We start from the raw sequence: 14344 nt of genomic DNA on the forward strand, positions 1-14344 counted from the left end.
GACGTTTTCTTCTGATAGTGTAAGCGCAATAAGCAATGGAACGGCCTTTTTTGAATCTGCTGTTTGACGGGGAGGCTTTCCGGCTGCACCCTGCCTCTATCGCGACATTGGCAGAGTCTATCCTGGCATTCCTCATCTTGGTGTACTTCTTAAGCCTGCGGGGCAAAACACGGGACACCTGGCTCATGGTCGGTTTCGTGGGTACCGCCTTGCTGGTGTACCTGGTGGACATAGGCGTCACCTCCAGCAGGCCGCCGCTCTACAATTGGTTCAGGGTAAGCCACGCGGCGCTGGCATCGGTGTGGGCTCTCACCTGGACCTGGTGTGCTTACACGTACGGGGGCAACCCCATGCGCCGCGAGGCAACCATAGTTATTCTTGCTGAGTCCCTTCTACTTGCCGTATTCCTTGGCCACGCCCTTTCCGGTGCCCCAAATATTAAATTCGCTACCTTCTCTACCTGGGCCTTGGTGTATTATACGGTCACAGGGTGCCAGGCCTGGTCGGTCTTGGTGCTGGTAAGGAGAACGGTGTCTGCCTCCAGGCGGTCCGGTGCCTCCAGCGAAAATACGCTGTACCATCTGCTGAACGCAGCCGGTCGCAGTGCGCAGTCTCTAAGGGCCCTGGCGCTCCTGTTCGCCAGTTACCTTCCCTTCATGGTTTGGGCCTTGGCAGGAATGGGGGGAGCCTCTTTCGCCTATCAGGTCTGCCAGATGGTTTTGCTCCTGGGCGTGCTGGTGGTGCACCTAAACTACGCCAGCGAGGTGACTACCTTCCAGGTCAAGCTGGTGGCCCTGCCGCTTGCCACTGTCCTGGCCTTGCTGGGCTTGCTCCCGTTCCTGTTGTACGGCACATCTCCCCCCGAATCAGACTGGGACGGCAAAAGTGCGGAGCAGCAGCGACAGCTGGCGGTGTTCTTTTGGCTGCTGCCTGCGGCGGCCGCGTTTGTCGTTGTCGCTTTCATCGGCTTTTACCGCTATGGCCTGCTGCGGCCGTTGGGAATGCTGCTGGAGGGGGTCCGCCGGATCGAGGAGGGTAACTTCAACGCCCCGGTCCCCATCGTCAATCGGGACGAGGTCGGGGTGCTCGCCGGGAGCCTCAATAAAATGGCGGCCTCCCTGAAGGCGTCGCAGGAAGAACTGGAGGGCCGGGTCGCGGAGCGCACGGCGGCGCTGCACGAGTCCCTTGTGCGGCTGAAGGCTGCGCAGTCCCAACTCATCCAAAAAGAGAAGCTGGCCTCCCTAGGGCAACTAACGGCCGGCATCGCCCACGAAATCCAGAACCCCCTGAACTTCATCAACAACTTTTCGGAGGTGTCCGGGGAGCTGGTGGAGGAGCTGCGGGAGGAAAAGAAAAAGAAAGGGCAGGATTGCCCCCTGGAAGGGGAACTGCTGGAGGAGATAGGGCGGAACCTTCAGAAGATCCACCACCACGGCCTTCGCGCAGACGCTATCGTGAAAGGCATGCTCCAGCACTCCCGCACCTCTGGCGGGGAGAAGCAGGCTGTGGACGCCAACGCACTTGCCGATGAGTACCTTCGCCTGGCCTACTCCGGCTTCAGGTCAAAGCACCAAAACTTCGCCTGCAGCATCGACACAGACTATGATCTGCAGCTGCAACAGGCCCAAGCCGTGCCACAGGAACTGGGGCAGGTGTTGCTTAATCTCTACAACAACGCCTTCTACGCCGTGGAGCAGAAACATAAGTTGGTGCAGGTTCTCGGGGACGGAAAGGCGTACGCGCCAAAAGTGAGTGTGAGCACCCGGCAGCTGCCAGGCCAGGTCGAGATACGGGTGCGGGACAACGGTGTCGGTATGGCCGAGCATGTGAAAAGCAAAGTCTTCCAGCCCTTCTTCACCACCAAGCCAACCGGTGAGGGCACGGGCCTGGGCTTATCCATCAGCTACGACATCATCGCCAAGGGGCACGGCGGCGAGTTGGAAGTGGAGGCTCAGGAGGGAGCGTACACAGAGTTCACCGTCAGGCTGCCCCTGGTCACTGTTTCCGAGGAGCAGGCCCCGGGCTTTTAGAGGCAGGCATCGCATGCATGCTAGAGCCAGTCTTTTGTCAATACCTGATCATTGATGCTTTAAGCTCACCTGTCAGGTACTCAGGTAGCAGCTCAAGGGGTTGTAAGGCTATTTTTTACTGTATGGATACCTTCATACGTCTGCTTTAGGCTCGGTTACAACTTCCCTTGGTTTGCGAACGGTTTGCAGCAGGTTAGCTTCCAAAGGACACCGCACAAGTAAACACCTCTACTGTGTCAGCTGCATCCCAAAGAAGAAGCGCATTCACTGCCGGATAGGCCAGCGGAAGCGTGTAGTGGCAGATCCAGCGCTATTACCGCTTCGTTCTCCCGCGGTTGCACTCGGGTGCAACCGCGGGATTCATCTCAAAATACAGCCGTATTTCTGATATAAAAGAAAAGCCTCTGGTGTATATATCACCAGTTATGGGTTAAAACAAGAGAAAACTCCTCATCACGGGGAGCCTTCCTTGTTCTATAACGGCTTTTATGTTTAACAGAATCACTTGCTAGGTATGTTTCTTATCAAGTGATTGATTATAAAACAGTCCTGAAGCGTTTTGTAACCCACCGTAGGATGAATACCATGCCTCGTGCTTCGAGAGGGATTTAGTCCTTGTTGCTATACAGATGTACCGTTTTTAGATGCCTGGCCCATGAAAGATTTCCAAGATGAAAGACAAGAACCGAATTGGTCAGGAAACGGCCCTTTCTTCAACCTGGATTACTTTGGGAAACCGATACGGTCCAGCAGCTTCTGGAAACGCGGGTCTTCCCGGAGCAAGGCAGGTACAGAAGGTGAGTGGTTAAGTTGAATAATGTACGGCTCTCTGTCATCACACGCTTGTTCCAGGTAATGGAAAGCAGTGTCCAGGTCACCCAGGTGGGCGGCAGACAAGCCAACGTAAGAACCCCCGATGTATTCGGTGACGGCCCTTTCCTTCAGCTCATCCATCAGGACGTTTGCTTCTTCCACATCCCCATTGCTGCAGTAAGCCCAGATAAGCCCATTGACAGCCTGTTGGTGCCGGTTTGATATCTTAACTAAATGCTTGAAAGTTGAGATGGCTTCCTCAAAGCGGTTCAAGGCCATATAGCAGAGGCCTGCCAGGCGGTGGGAAAGGAAAGAGTAGGGGTCCAGCTCAACCCCGGTTAGGGCAAAAGCCAGTGCCTCCTCAAATTTACGGGCGTAATAGAGCGTCCACGCTAGATCGGCATGATCAATGGCGCTCAGGGGCTCCAGTTTGACGGCTATCCTTCCATGCCTTTCCGCTTCCGCAAAGTTTCCCTCCACTTGTGCCAGATAGGCCAGCCCATACAGCGAATGCGCCTGGGCAAACCTGGGGTTGAGCTCTAGTGATTTTGTGAAATTCCGTTTTGACTCTGCCCAGTTCCATTCAAAGTAGGGGTAATAATGGCCCAACGAGCAGTAGGGTTCGCAAAGAGAACTATCGAGTCTTATGGCCGTTTCTGCTGCCTGCCTGATCTCCTGCATCACGTCTTTGCCGCGGAAGAAACCATATGCCGCGCACACCAGATAAGCGTCCGCATACCCCGCGTAAGCCAGCGCATAATTGGGGTCTAGGGCAATGGCTTGCTTGAAGTTTTGTAAGCCTATCAATGTGTAGCCTCCCCGCCTGCTGATGTAAAACCTTCCCTTCAGGTAGAGTTCGTAGGCCTCGGCATCCTGCGTGTAGGTTTTAGTGATCAGCTCTTTGTCCTTCCCAAACAAGGTCACCTTCAGCTGCTCGGTGATGGCCAGGGCGATCTCGTCCTGTATGGCGAAGATGTCATCCATGTTCCGGTCGTACTTCTCGCTCCAGAGGTGGAAGCCGTTCTCCACGTTGATGAGCTGGGCAGTAATGCGCAGCCTGTTCCCCTGTTTGCGCACGCTGCCCTCCAGCACCGTGCTGACGCCAAGTTTCAGGCCCAGCTCCCGAAGATCTGTGCTCTTGCCCTTGAACTGGAAGGAGGAGGTTCTGCCGGCCACGTTCAGGTCCTTGAGGTGCACCAGCGAGTTGATGATCTCCTCGGCTATCCCGTCGCTGAAGTACTCCTGCTCCGGGTCGTTGCTCATGTTGACGAAGGGCAGCACGGCAATGCTTTTGGGCGGAGCCGCTTTAGGCGGTTCGTTCCGGGGCGCGTCAGGCTCCGTCGGCTTTGGTTTATGGCGCATCGGCTGCACCTGGTAGACCCGCACCGGCTCTCTCACGTGCCTGAGCGTTTCCTCGCCTACCAGCTTGGTGGAGATGTCTTTCTTGTTGGCCACGTTCTGATACACGGCCTCCGACACCCAGATGCCTCCGGGCGGGGCCAGGGCCTGCAGGCGGGAGGCGATGTTCACCCCGTCTCCGAACACGTCCCCGTCCTCGAAGACCACCTCACCCAGGTGAATGCCGATGCGCAGGCACAGGCCGTTCACCTTCCCGCAGCCTTGCACCAGGGCGCAGGCGCAGCTCACCGCGTCCGTGACGGTGGGGAAGCTGGCCAGCACCCCGTCGCCCATTTCCTTGATCCACCTGCCGCCATACCTTTCGATGAGGGGCTTGTGGAGCTGGCGGTTCTGGTTGAGCAGCTCAAACGCCTTCTGCTCGTCGCTGCCCATCAGGGCGGTGTAGCCGGCGATGTCGGTGAACATGATGGCGGCCAGTTGGCGGGTTCGGGTCATGGGGGAGGCTTCTGTCGGAACCATTACAGCAATAAGCATGGGGTGTGGAATTGGGCCTGTCCAGGGGCAACGGCGGGGTATGGTGCTTCATAGAAAATACGATGAACAAAATATTTTAGTGCCGGTTTCCTGCCTCAATTTTCAATTTGCTCGGCGGTTATCCTGATCAGCTTGGTGTGGTAATCTTGCTTTGCACCATGCCTTGTCCCTTAAAACGGCGAGTATTTGATACCCCAAAACACTGCCTAAGGCATCTCATCCTGAAGTGCGGCTACTAGGGCACGAAAGCAGGCCCTTTCACAGACTTCGCGCACTGTTGCAAATTCTTGTCCTGATATAGATTTACACCAAGTGAAACAGGGCAGGGGCTTCTAAGTCCGCAGGCGCCGATATGCTTCAGTGCTCTGCTGCTTTTAGCAACCCTACAGCAGGAGATGAAGCTTTATAAAGGGTCAGGTAAAACTTTTTATCTTGGATAGCTGCGTTCCAAACTTTTCTCTTTTTGCTTACTTTAGGGAAGACAAATTTTATTCATGTGCTGAAACCCCGCCTTTTCCTTTGTTTGCTGCTGCTGTTCGTGCAGCCCCTGCTCACTTTCGGTCAAAAAAAGCCTGTCGGAGTCAATGCGGCACCCCGGATGCGTGTGATTGTCGACAATGACTTCAGCGGTGACCCGGATGGCCTGTTTCAGCTGGCGCACCTGTTGCTGTCGCCCTCGGTGGAAGTAAGGGCCATCATCGGATCGCACCTGAAGGTGGGAGACGGCTTTGACAACTCGAAAACCCAGGCCGATAATGCGGCAGGAAAGGCCAGGGAACTGGTCAACCTGATGAAGGTAAAGGGAAACATCCCGATCCTGGCCGGGTCCAATACTGCGATGCCGAACGACAGTACGCCAGTGAAAAGTGCAGCCGTGGATTTTATCATCAAAGAAGCCTTGCGTACAGATACCGACTTACCGCTGTACCTGCTAAGTGGCGCAGGGCTTACAGAGGTTGCCTCTGCCGTGTTAACGAACCCGAAAATAGAGGATAAACTGACCTTGGTCTGGATTGGCGGTCCGGAGTACAGCGATCTGGCACTGCCACCGCCCAACTATTCGAGCCCTGAGTATAACCTTAACATAGACATTCCTGCGGCCCAGGTCATCTTTAACAAGTCCAGAATCCCGCTGTGGCAGGTACCCCGTGACGCCTACCGGCAAACCTTGTTGCCGTATTCGCAACTGCTGATAAAAGTAAAGCCGCAGGGCAAGGTAGGGCGTTATTTAACTGACGCCATTGAGCAATTGATGATTCGGCTGGAGGGGTATGGCTATAACATTGGCGAAACGTACGTGATGGGCGACAGCCCGCTGGTACTGCTGACTGCGCTGCAGTCCTCTTTTGAGGCTGATCCCTCCTCCAGTGAGTACGTCAATAAAGTGGCTCCTCGGTTAAATAACGAGGGAGCCTATGAGTACAACCACCTGGGGCGGAACATACGGGTATATACCGATCTGGATACGAACCTGATGTTTGATGATTTCTTCGCAAAGCTGGAGTTGATGAACAAATAGGCTATCGCCTGGTGCGATAGAAAACTGCAACTGCATGACCTTGTTAAGCGGAAGGTGCATGAACAGCAAGCTATTAGTGGTAGCGAATGATACGCCGGAATCATGAGATGAAAAGAGGCCGCCGCTGCTGGGAGAAGATGTTTGGAGCCTGTCATGGCTGGATTAGCCTGACTTGGTCATGCTGGGGCGCAGAAAAGCACTTTTCGCATCTTCGCGGCTGTATCAGGGCCTGTCCGGAGAAAGCCGCCGTCCCGGAAAACGGACGAATTTCTGCTATAAAAGAAAAGCCGCTAGGTTAGGATAGAACAAGAAAAGGCTCCTCATCATGGGGAGCCTTTTCTTGTTCTATCACGCCTGTTATGAGGTTTATGCCGCCCGGGCAACCGTCAAAACAGGGTCTCCTGTAAAAAGTCTGGGTTTGCCCCGCCTGCGCCTGGTTTTCTTTCTTCAGGTGCGCTTGCCTGCCTGGCCGACTGCTTTTGCCGCCCCGCTCTCGCCGCAGCGCCTGCCGGGTTGCCTGTGCGGCGGGTGGCCGGTTTATCCTGTTTGTTTTCCATAAGTAACAACTCCTTTAAAATTTACCATCCGTGTGAAGCCCTTGTGTACGTACATGGTGTGTGAGGGAATTTGGTTATACCCGTATTTTCCTTCATTATACCCTTGGCCGGTCAATGCATTTTAGGACGAGACAAGTTTATTGTTGTCCCGCAAAACCCCGGTAAAATGAGCTTCAGGAAGACAGAGCCGGAAGCGCCCGCAAACACTGCATGCCATAGGCGGGGGTTCCCACTTTGCCGTCTCAAGATTCAAATCCAGATTTTGTTTCGTGAGATGAGTAAGTGAAACTATAGAATAACTCCATTTACAGGATGCGCGCTTCCCGATACGCTCTTCTCCCCTTTGTACTTCATGAGACTAAGTTGATTCAGGAGGTTAATGATGATAATGGGAAGGATGAGTTTAATGAGACCCCTTCAGCCTGGACGGCGGAACAATCCCCTGCCCCACGCCTGAAAACAAAGACCGCTCCAGGCCCAGCAGCCGCTCCTTTCAGAGGAGTCTTGCCAGCAGCCTCTGCAAAATCGCGAACTCTGCCTACCGCACCCGCTACGTCCACACCCACGAGCTGCTCCAGCACCTCAACTCCTATAAGTATGAGAACTACACAGAGCACCGCTTCCGCTCCCTGGTGGTGGGGCCGGTGCGGGACGAGGGCGTGCTCGTCGTCTCCTCGGCCGCCGGCTACAAGCTGCCCTGCTCGGTGCGGGACATTTACAACTTCTTCAACTACTACAACCAGCAGATCCAGCCCATGCTCCACCGGCTGGGCCAGTGCCACCGGGCCCTGGCGCTGGCGACAGGGGGGGAGCTGGACGTGCTGGGGCAGCCCGAGTACGCTGGCCTGCGGAAGCTGCTGGCCAAACACTCCTGACAGGGCGATGCCGGAAGGATGAATTACGAAAGGGGAAAGAAAGGAAGGAGGTTAATGAGTCCCATTAGGTTCATGAGGGACATTGACCTCATGAAGCAGAGGGGGAGAGGGCACAGCGCTGCAGGTTTTAATGCTTCGTGCTACCCTTGAAGGTGACCCGTCCCATCAACCCGTCTCATAAACAGGAAATCCCTTTTGATTCGGGAGACGGCCAAGCGGGAATACCCGCACGCCGGGCTTCTGTGTCTGAGGGGCTTCCAGATCCGGTTCTCTCAGTATCGAGATTCGGCCGATTGCCGGGACAGCCGGTGCAAAACACACAAAAACTATATTATGGTATTACAATATTAAAATTATTTCATATTATTGACGGGCCATACCAAGGCGCCAACACCTTCATCTCCACCTATGGGCAGCACAGCGGGAGGGCACTCGGCCCGCCTCTTCGGTTTAGACTTACTCCGGTTCCTGGCCATCGCGCTTGTGCTGGTTGAGCACGGGAGCCCCTATCTGGCACCTGCCGTACACGTGGAGAGGCTCTTCTATGTATTCGGGTACTTCGGGGTGGAGCTGTTCTTTGTCCTGAGCGGGTTCCTGATCGGAACCATCCTCCTGAACCTGTATGAGCAGGAACAGCGGCTTGGCCTCGGGCTCATCAGGGACTTCTGGGTCCGGAGGTGGTGCAGGACCCTCCCGCTCTACTACCTGGTGCTGGCGCTCAACATCGCGGCGCACGAGCTCTTCGGGTCCGCCTCCCATGGCCTGGCGACCTATCTGCCATTCCTGGGCTTTCTCCAGAACGCGGTGACCCCGCAGCCGGGGTTCTTCGGCGAGGCCTGGAGCCTGTCGGTGGAGGAGTGGTTTTACCTGAGCCTGCCCCTGGTGCTCCTTCTCTTTGACAGGGGGCTTTCAGGCAGCGGCCTCTCGGTGAAGAGCAAAGCGCTGCTGGGCCTGGCCTTCTTCTTCGTGGCCATCGTTTCCCTCAGGCTCACGGTGGTGGGGGTATTCGACCCGGCCTGGAACAGCGGCATCAGGAAGATGATGCCGCTCCGGCTGGACGCCATCCTGACGGGGGTCTTCTTCAGCTGGCTCAGCTTCTATTACCGCGGCCTTTTCACCAAAGGCAGGTATTATTACCTGGCGGCAGGGGCGTGCCTCATCCCCTGCGCCTGCTGGATATATTACCAGGACGTCTACAGCAGTGCCGCCCCCGTCTTCTTCACCAAGACCCTTTACTTTACCATGACGGACGTCTCTTTGGCGCTTCTTTTACCGGCGGCCTCGCATCTGCGGCTTAAAAGCCCCGGGCTGGTAAGTAGAGCTGTCACGCACGTGAGCCTGGTTTCTTACTCGGTCTACCTATTGCACCAGTCCGTGGTCATCAGGTTCCTGGCGCTGCTCGGCAGCCCGGACAGCGTCCTGTCCTCGGCCTTTTTCTATGGCGCTTACCTGGGGATAACGCTTGTCCTCTCCTCCCTCCTCTACACCTACTTTGAGTTGCCCATGACCAGTCTGCGGGAGAGGTTCACGAAGAAGGGGCAGAAACAGGCGGTGCCCTTGGAGCCTGTTGCTTCGTAGAGCGGGGGCACCCGGAACAACTCCAGCCGGCGGAGTGGCGCGACAGCTATAGTAGCTGCCTACAAAATCTCATAAACTTGGGGAATTCTGAGACAAGCCAAGGGCTCCGGTAATTCAACGCAACGGAAGTGTAGCAGGTCGCACAGAAGATTATAACAACAGCCAGCATCAGCGGCTCCTGAGCTGCCGCATCCTCTGTATTCTGTGCTGGAGAGGTGCAGAAGGGTGTTAATCGGCGCTGATAGATGCCGAACCGGGCAGAAAGGTGTTGAATAGGCTACTGCCAATGCTTTTCCATAGGCATAACCTTAAAGCATTAACAGCAGTTAGAATACGGAGGGGGGATATCAAGCTATTACAATTTTAGTTATACTTGATTTCAATTAAGAGACTTATGGTTCCTGACCTATGCCCCGAGCCCGTCTTCAGAGATGAGCGCATGCGAATTGAGATAGACGCCAAACAGGGCTATATCGAGACGGAGTGGCTCCGGCACCTCTCCAGCACAGAATACAGAGGGTGCGTGTCGCTCGCTTTTAAGCTTATACAGGAACATGGGTGCCACTACTGGCTGAGTGACGCGCGCAGGCTCCATTACGTGGAGCTGGCTGACCAGAACTGGCTGGTGCATGATTTTTTCCCCCAACTCGCCTCCTCTGTCAGGAAAATTGCCCGTATTATGACAGATGAGGGCCTGGTGATGATGGACCTCCAGAGCGTCTGTGATAAGATAGAGAAGAAGCAAGCTTTGGCTGCCATCTTTCAGGTAGCACCCTTCCCGGACAGGGAAAGCGCCTTGGAATGGCTATTTGAGGAAGGGGCCCGCTGATGCAGCTTGATGAGGTGCGCACAACCACAGCATTCCCAGCACATTTGAACAGCAATGCCACCCTTTGATCTCGCACATGACTTCCCGTCAACACCCTTGCTGCCATACTTATTCCCGCATCCTACATTATGACCACAACCGCTCTCTCATCTAAGGATTGTCGCAACGTGAGACGCCGCCAAGGCGTCCGGCAACGCTCCGCATCGGTTTACGACAGGGACAGGGTTGAGAAGAGGCGACTTCCCGTCGGAGCGCGCGAGAAGGCAGCAAAAACCGCTGCAAAAGGCGTTTAAGCTGGTTCATTTGCTTGTCTGGCCACGCTGGTCCACTGTCCCGCTGCAGTAAACTGTCCCAAAAGACCCCATTAGGCCAGACAGCTGTTGCAAAGTGTTGTTTTGTGTTGCTAACGCACGTGTTTCCCTACCTTGTCTTTGCTACCGTTGAATTCCGTATAAACCTGTCAGAACCTGTCAGAACCTGTCAAGAGCTGTTGCTGCAGCTGCCTGTATCAGAATTCCGGGGAGGCTGTTGCACAACTCTCTAATAATATCCGTTATAAAGAGTTTAGGCTCATCCTTTTTCCTGCAGGGCAGGAAAAAGGATGAGGGCAAGCGGGAGCTGCTCCTCGCGCTCTCGGCGCACATACCCGAACTCTGGCTTCTACCGGCAGCTTAAGCAGGCAGTGCCGTTGGCCAACAGTGACACCTATGGCACTAACTGAAATTCACTCGAACGAGTACGGGAAGGTAGAGGCTGACCCTGGGAACGGGCTTATCAAGGTCACCTGGCTGCAACACACCAGCGGCGCCCCTTTCAGGGAGCTGTACGGTGAGGCCCTGTGCCATGCCCGCGCAGCAGGGATCACCCTGTGGCTGCATGACATGCGCAAATTGAGCTATGCCCTGATTGCTGAACAAAACTGGGCAGTGAAAGACCACTTCCCCGCCTTTGACCTCACAAAGCGCCACCGGCTGGCCTATGTGGTAAGGCCACAGAGCCTGGACCTTATCCCCGACACCCTGATTCAGGAGGCCATCCGGAAGGATCCGGCATTGGCCGGAAGCATTGAGATGGAAGTGTTCCTGGACATGGAGGTGGCGGAGCATTGGCTGTTTCTGTAGTGCCCGCTCCAGTTTCCCTGCCGTGGATAAAGCACACCGGCTGATTTATATGGACATCGCGCCATCTGTCACAAAGCGGCCACGCCGCAGGGCAATGCTCAGGATGCCACAGAACACTACTTTTTAATTAAAACATTCAATTGCTGTTGTGTATTAAATTTTTTTATATATAATAGTACTGTTATTCAGTGTCTGCCATGCCTCGCGCATTTGCCTGCCTTACGACCCATAAATATGGAGACAAACCCACTGCCGCAAGGCATGCACGAGCTCCGGAACGCGTACCTGCACCTGATCGTGGACGAGGGGGCGCGGCTCCTGTACTCGGAGTGGGTCCGCAGGCCCAGCAGGGAGGAGTACCGGGAGGCAGCCACCATCTTCGCAGGGTACTTGCGGGACAGCGGCATTGCGTTCTGGATACAGGACACGGGCCGCCTGGGGGAGGTGCCCGTGGAGGACCTGAAGGTGGTGCTAAACGAGCTGGTGCCTGTAGCGGCTTCCTCTTGCCTGAGGAAGGTCGCCCGCATCACCTCCGATGAAAAGAACATGGCCACCTTCCTGGAGCTGGCCCGCCAGGAAAAGGCCAGGCTCAGCGCAGACATCGAGGTCCAGCAGTTCAAGACATACCGGGAGGCGGCCGAGTGGGTATGGAGCGACCGCCTCTGACCAGGCCCGGTGGGGCCAAGGCCCGTGACAATTATGCTATTGCCTTTCTATTATGATTTAAGAAGCCTTTCCCGGGTCCAGAGAGACGGATTGCTTTCCGCGCCGGGCCGGGGAAGCGCCGGCCCAGTTCGTGCCTGCGGCAAAAGGAGCCGGCACGTGATATGGCTGCGGTTTGCCAGGCTTTGGCAGAGGTTCCTGTAGAGTGGCGGTAGGTGTATTGTTTTTGGGTGTGCTTCTGGCTACTGCCCCGCTCTGAATATGTTGGCCCGTTGATGTCCGTTGCCGATCACGGCTTAGGCCCATATCATAAATTCGGGGAATAATGAGACGTCGAAACACAGGTAACGGTGGTTTAGGGTGGTGTTACTGCTTAGGGGCAGCAAGTGTGGGAATAGTCCATGTGCTAGAGCAAATGCAGCACTGAATAAAACCTACCTCACCAAGAGGACAGAAGAGGGCCTTTACCTCAATTCCCTTGATTTAATTTCCTGCTGCTACCTTCTTCCTGCCCAAGTACTGCTGCCTTAGCCGATTCCGTAGAAGTCTACCCTGCCTGTTTCCACGTCGTACATGCCCCCGATGATCCTTATCTCCCCCTCCCGCTCCATATCTGTAAGTATTGGACTCTGCTTCCTGATCTGCTCAATTGCCAGGTGCACGTTATTCTCCGTTACATGTGTTACGAACTCCAGGTTTTTGCCATTCCGTTCCGTCTTAGTGGCTGTCTCTCGCTCGATAGCTGGCCCCACCTTCTTTAACAAGCCTGTCAGATTACCCAGTTCTACATGATTACAGGCACCTATAATGGCGCCGCACTTGGTATGCCCCAGCACCATGATGAGCTTTGAACCGGCGGCATTGCAGGCAAACTCCATGCTCCCTAGAATATCCTCATTGACGATGTTGCCGGCAACCCTGATACTGAAGACGTCCCCAAGCCCTTGGTCGAAGACCAGCTCAGCCGAAGTTCTAGAGTCGATGCAGCTCAAAATAGCAGCGAAGGGAAACTGTCCCGTAGATGTCTCATTCACCTGCTGAAGCAGGTTTCTGTTTGTTTTTAAGTTATTCATAAAGCGTTCGTTTCCCTCTTTCAGGAATTGGATTGCCTTGTCAGGCGTCATACTGCTTTGCGTCTCTTTCGTATGTGTTCTCATATGTAGATAACTTCTGATTGATTACATGATATAGAATTCCTCAGCAGGCACAGGCTTAGGCACGTTTTTGTCCTGCAGCACCTGTTTGATGTTTATCTCGATGGTACGGGCGATCGCTGTGACCGAAGTATCCGTAGGTTTGTTGCGGAAGGGGTCCTGCATGTGCTTAGCCGTCTTCTCGATCAGAAAGAAGGTGGAGGCAATCAGCGTCAGGACAGGGATCTCGTACAACCCAATGGTCTCTACCAGGCCCAGGGACAGGATCACCAGGAAGAGGTAGATAAAGAAGTGCAGGAACAGGCCATAAGTCACCGGAAATACGGTGTTATTGATGCGCTCTGCCTTCCCCATAGAATCACACAGCCGTACGACGGTGCTGTCGAGTTGCACCTGCTGAAAATCGTTTACAGCTCCTTTCCGGTGCAGCTCCTTTAGATCGCCCACGTGCAGCATCAGCAATGCAAAGGGCTTGTTGCTCTGCGTCCGAATAAAGGATAAGTCCTCCTCCCGCAACAGTTCATTCTGTTTTTCGGCAATCGGCTCCAGGCCCCTTAGCGACTGCCCGAGGCAATAGCACCAGGCAATCTGGCGGTATGCCAATCTTTTTATAGCTAGAGCCCCCTCCACACCTAAGAGATCCTCATTCATGAACGACTTTAACTGAAGTACAAGGGAACGTGAATCATTGACAATCGCTCCCCATACTTTCCGGGCCTCCCACCAGCGGTCATAGGACTGGTTAAGTTTGAAAGCTAGTAAAAGAGAAATGGAGATACCCAGGATTGTAGGAAGCTGGAACGGAATAAGCGGCAGATGTTCTGAGAAAAAGAGCTTCAGCAAGTGAAAGGCAATTGAGAAGAGCAACACCCTGAACACATCATTCTTAATTTTTCTAAAGACATAGCGGAAAGGAATCTTCTTTTCTATCAACATTTGACCAGTCTTTCATTAATGTTTCCTTTTCCTTCAAGTTGTACTTGATTTTGCTTTGCCCGGTTTCTGTCAGCCTACTGTCAGGCATTTTTCCGGGTCGGACTATGATTGCTAATGAATGGTATTACACAATAATTCTCAGCACATCACAGTTCGGAACGGTGACTCCAGCCTAGCGTCTGAACCTGGTGCCTCTGATACAGGAACTGCTCATGCAATTATAGCTTCTGGCGTCTCTGCTCCGGGACTAATTATCATTAAGCCAGAGAGTTCCTCTATTAAATTTTCCTGCTAAGCAACCAGAATCCTAAACAATTCCTGTACTTGTCAGGTAAATCAAAATCGAACTTCATCACCAAATCAATCGGCAACTTCA

Annotated in this window: 11 protein-coding genes; 7 read left to right on the plus strand and 4 right to left on the minus strand. The window is 54.3% G+C overall.

Annotated elements, in window-relative coordinates; genetic code table 11:
- The first annotated feature begins 35 nt into the window (after positions 1–35).
- The gene (locus ABD920_RS09810; RefSeq protein WP_345158665.1) at positions 36–2030 is read left to right on the plus strand and encodes a sensor histidine kinase; all 1995 of its coding nucleotides are present in this window, start codon (positions 36–38) and stop codon (positions 2028–2030) included.
- Positions 2031–2753: 723 nt separating this feature from the next.
- On the opposite strand, the gene ABD920_RS09815 is transcribed toward ABD920_RS09810, so the two are convergent.
- Positions 2754–4697, minus strand: a complete 1944-nt coding sequence (locus ABD920_RS09815; protein WP_345158667.1) for an adenylate/guanylate cyclase domain-containing protein — start codon at positions 4695–4697, stop codon at positions 2754–2756.
- Positions 4698–5232: 535 nt separating this feature from the next.
- On the opposite strand from ABD920_RS09815, the gene ABD920_RS09820 reads away from it, so the two are divergent.
- Positions 5233–6255 (plus strand): nucleoside hydrolase, encoded by a 1023-nt coding sequence (locus tag ABD920_RS09820; protein ID WP_345158668.1) that lies wholly within the window; start codon positions 5233–5235, stop codon positions 6253–6255.
- A gap of 386 nt (positions 6256–6641) precedes the next feature.
- Here the strand turns inward: ABD920_RS09820 and ABD920_RS09825 are convergent, their stop codons facing one another.
- Entirely contained in the window at positions 6642–6812 is a 171-nt protein-coding gene (locus tag ABD920_RS09825; protein ID WP_345158669.1) for a hypothetical protein, read from the minus strand.
- A 659-nt stretch (positions 6813–7471) separates the two neighbouring features.
- Between ABD920_RS09825 and ABD920_RS09830 the strand changes: the two genes are divergently transcribed.
- The 5 genes from ABD920_RS09830 (at position 7472) to ABD920_RS09850 (ending at position 11881) form a co-directional block, all read left to right on the plus strand.
- Positions 7472–7687, plus strand: coding sequence for a hypothetical protein (locus ABD920_RS09830; protein WP_345158670.1), 216 nt, complete (start codon positions 7472–7474; stop codon positions 7685–7687).
- A gap of 408 nt (positions 7688–8095) precedes the next feature.
- Positions 8096–9265: an acyltransferase family protein gene (locus ABD920_RS09835; protein ID WP_345158671.1), complete on the plus strand. Its 1170-nt coding sequence runs from the start codon at positions 8096–8098 to the stop codon at positions 9263–9265.
- A gap of 394 nt (positions 9266–9659) precedes the next feature.
- The gene (locus ABD920_RS09840) at positions 9660–10094 is read left to right on the plus strand and encodes a hypothetical protein (protein ID WP_345158672.1); all 435 of its coding nucleotides are present in this window, start codon (positions 9660–9662) and stop codon (positions 10092–10094) included.
- Positions 10095–10801: 707 nt separating this feature from the next.
- The gene (locus tag ABD920_RS09845) at positions 10802–11215 is read left to right on the plus strand and encodes a hypothetical protein (RefSeq protein ID WP_345158673.1); all 414 of its coding nucleotides are present in this window, start codon (positions 10802–10804) and stop codon (positions 11213–11215) included.
- 234 nt (positions 11216–11449) lie between these two features.
- Positions 11450–11881: a hypothetical protein gene (locus tag ABD920_RS09850; RefSeq protein WP_345158674.1), complete on the plus strand. Its 432-nt coding sequence runs from the start codon at positions 11450–11452 to the stop codon at positions 11879–11881.
- Positions 11882–12405: 524 nt separating this feature from the next.
- Here the strand turns inward: ABD920_RS09850 and ABD920_RS09855 are convergent.
- Complete coding sequence (locus ABD920_RS09855) at positions 12406–13035, minus strand: carbonic anhydrase family protein (RefSeq protein ID WP_345158675.1); 630 nt, start codon at positions 13033–13035, stop codon at positions 12406–12408.
- 21 nt (positions 13036–13056) lie between these two features.
- Entirely contained in the window at positions 13057–13968 is a 912-nt protein-coding gene (locus tag ABD920_RS09860; protein ID WP_345158677.1) for a bestrophin family protein, read from the minus strand.
- Positions 13969–14344: the final 376 nt, after the last annotated feature.

It is taken from the genome of Pontibacter saemangeumensis (genome assembly GCF_039541895.1).
In the GTDB taxonomy this organism is placed as follows: domain Bacteria; phylum Bacteroidota; class Bacteroidia; order Cytophagales; family Hymenobacteraceae; genus Pontibacter; species Pontibacter saemangeumensis.

What these genes read in the sequence shown, in the direction of transcription:
- ABD920_RS09815 (WP_345158667.1), bottom strand. Translation starts at nt 4,697, where the DNA reads ATGACCCGAACCCGCCAACTGGCCGCCATCATGTTCACCGACATCGCC.
- ABD920_RS09835 (WP_345158671.1), top strand. Translation starts at nt 8,096, where the DNA reads ATGGGCAGCACAGCGGGAGGGCACTCGGCCCGCCTCTTCGGTTTAGAC.
- ABD920_RS09855 (WP_345158675.1), bottom strand. Translation starts at nt 13,035, where the DNA reads ATGAGAACACATACGAAAGAGACGCAAAGCAGTATGACGCCTGACAAG.
- ABD920_RS09850 (WP_345158674.1), top strand. Translation starts at nt 11,450, where the DNA reads ATGGAGACAAACCCACTGCCGCAAGGCATGCACGAGCTCCGGAACGCG.
- ABD920_RS09845 (WP_345158673.1), top strand. Translation starts at nt 10,802, where the DNA reads ATGGCACTAACTGAAATTCACTCGAACGAGTACGGGAAGGTAGAGGCT.
- ABD920_RS09825 (WP_345158669.1), bottom strand. Translation starts at nt 6,812, where the DNA reads ATGGAAAACAAACAGGATAAACCGGCCACCCGCCGCACAGGCAACCCG.
- ABD920_RS09860 (WP_345158677.1), bottom strand. Translation starts at nt 13,968, where the DNA reads ATGTTGATAGAAAAGAAGATTCCTTTCCGCTATGTCTTTAGAAAAATT.
- ABD920_RS09810 (WP_345158665.1), top strand. Translation starts at nt 36, where the DNA reads ATGGAACGGCCTTTTTTGAATCTGCTGTTTGACGGGGAGGCTTTCCGG.
- ABD920_RS09840 (WP_345158672.1), top strand. Translation starts at nt 9,660, where the DNA reads ATGGTTCCTGACCTATGCCCCGAGCCCGTCTTCAGAGATGAGCGCATG.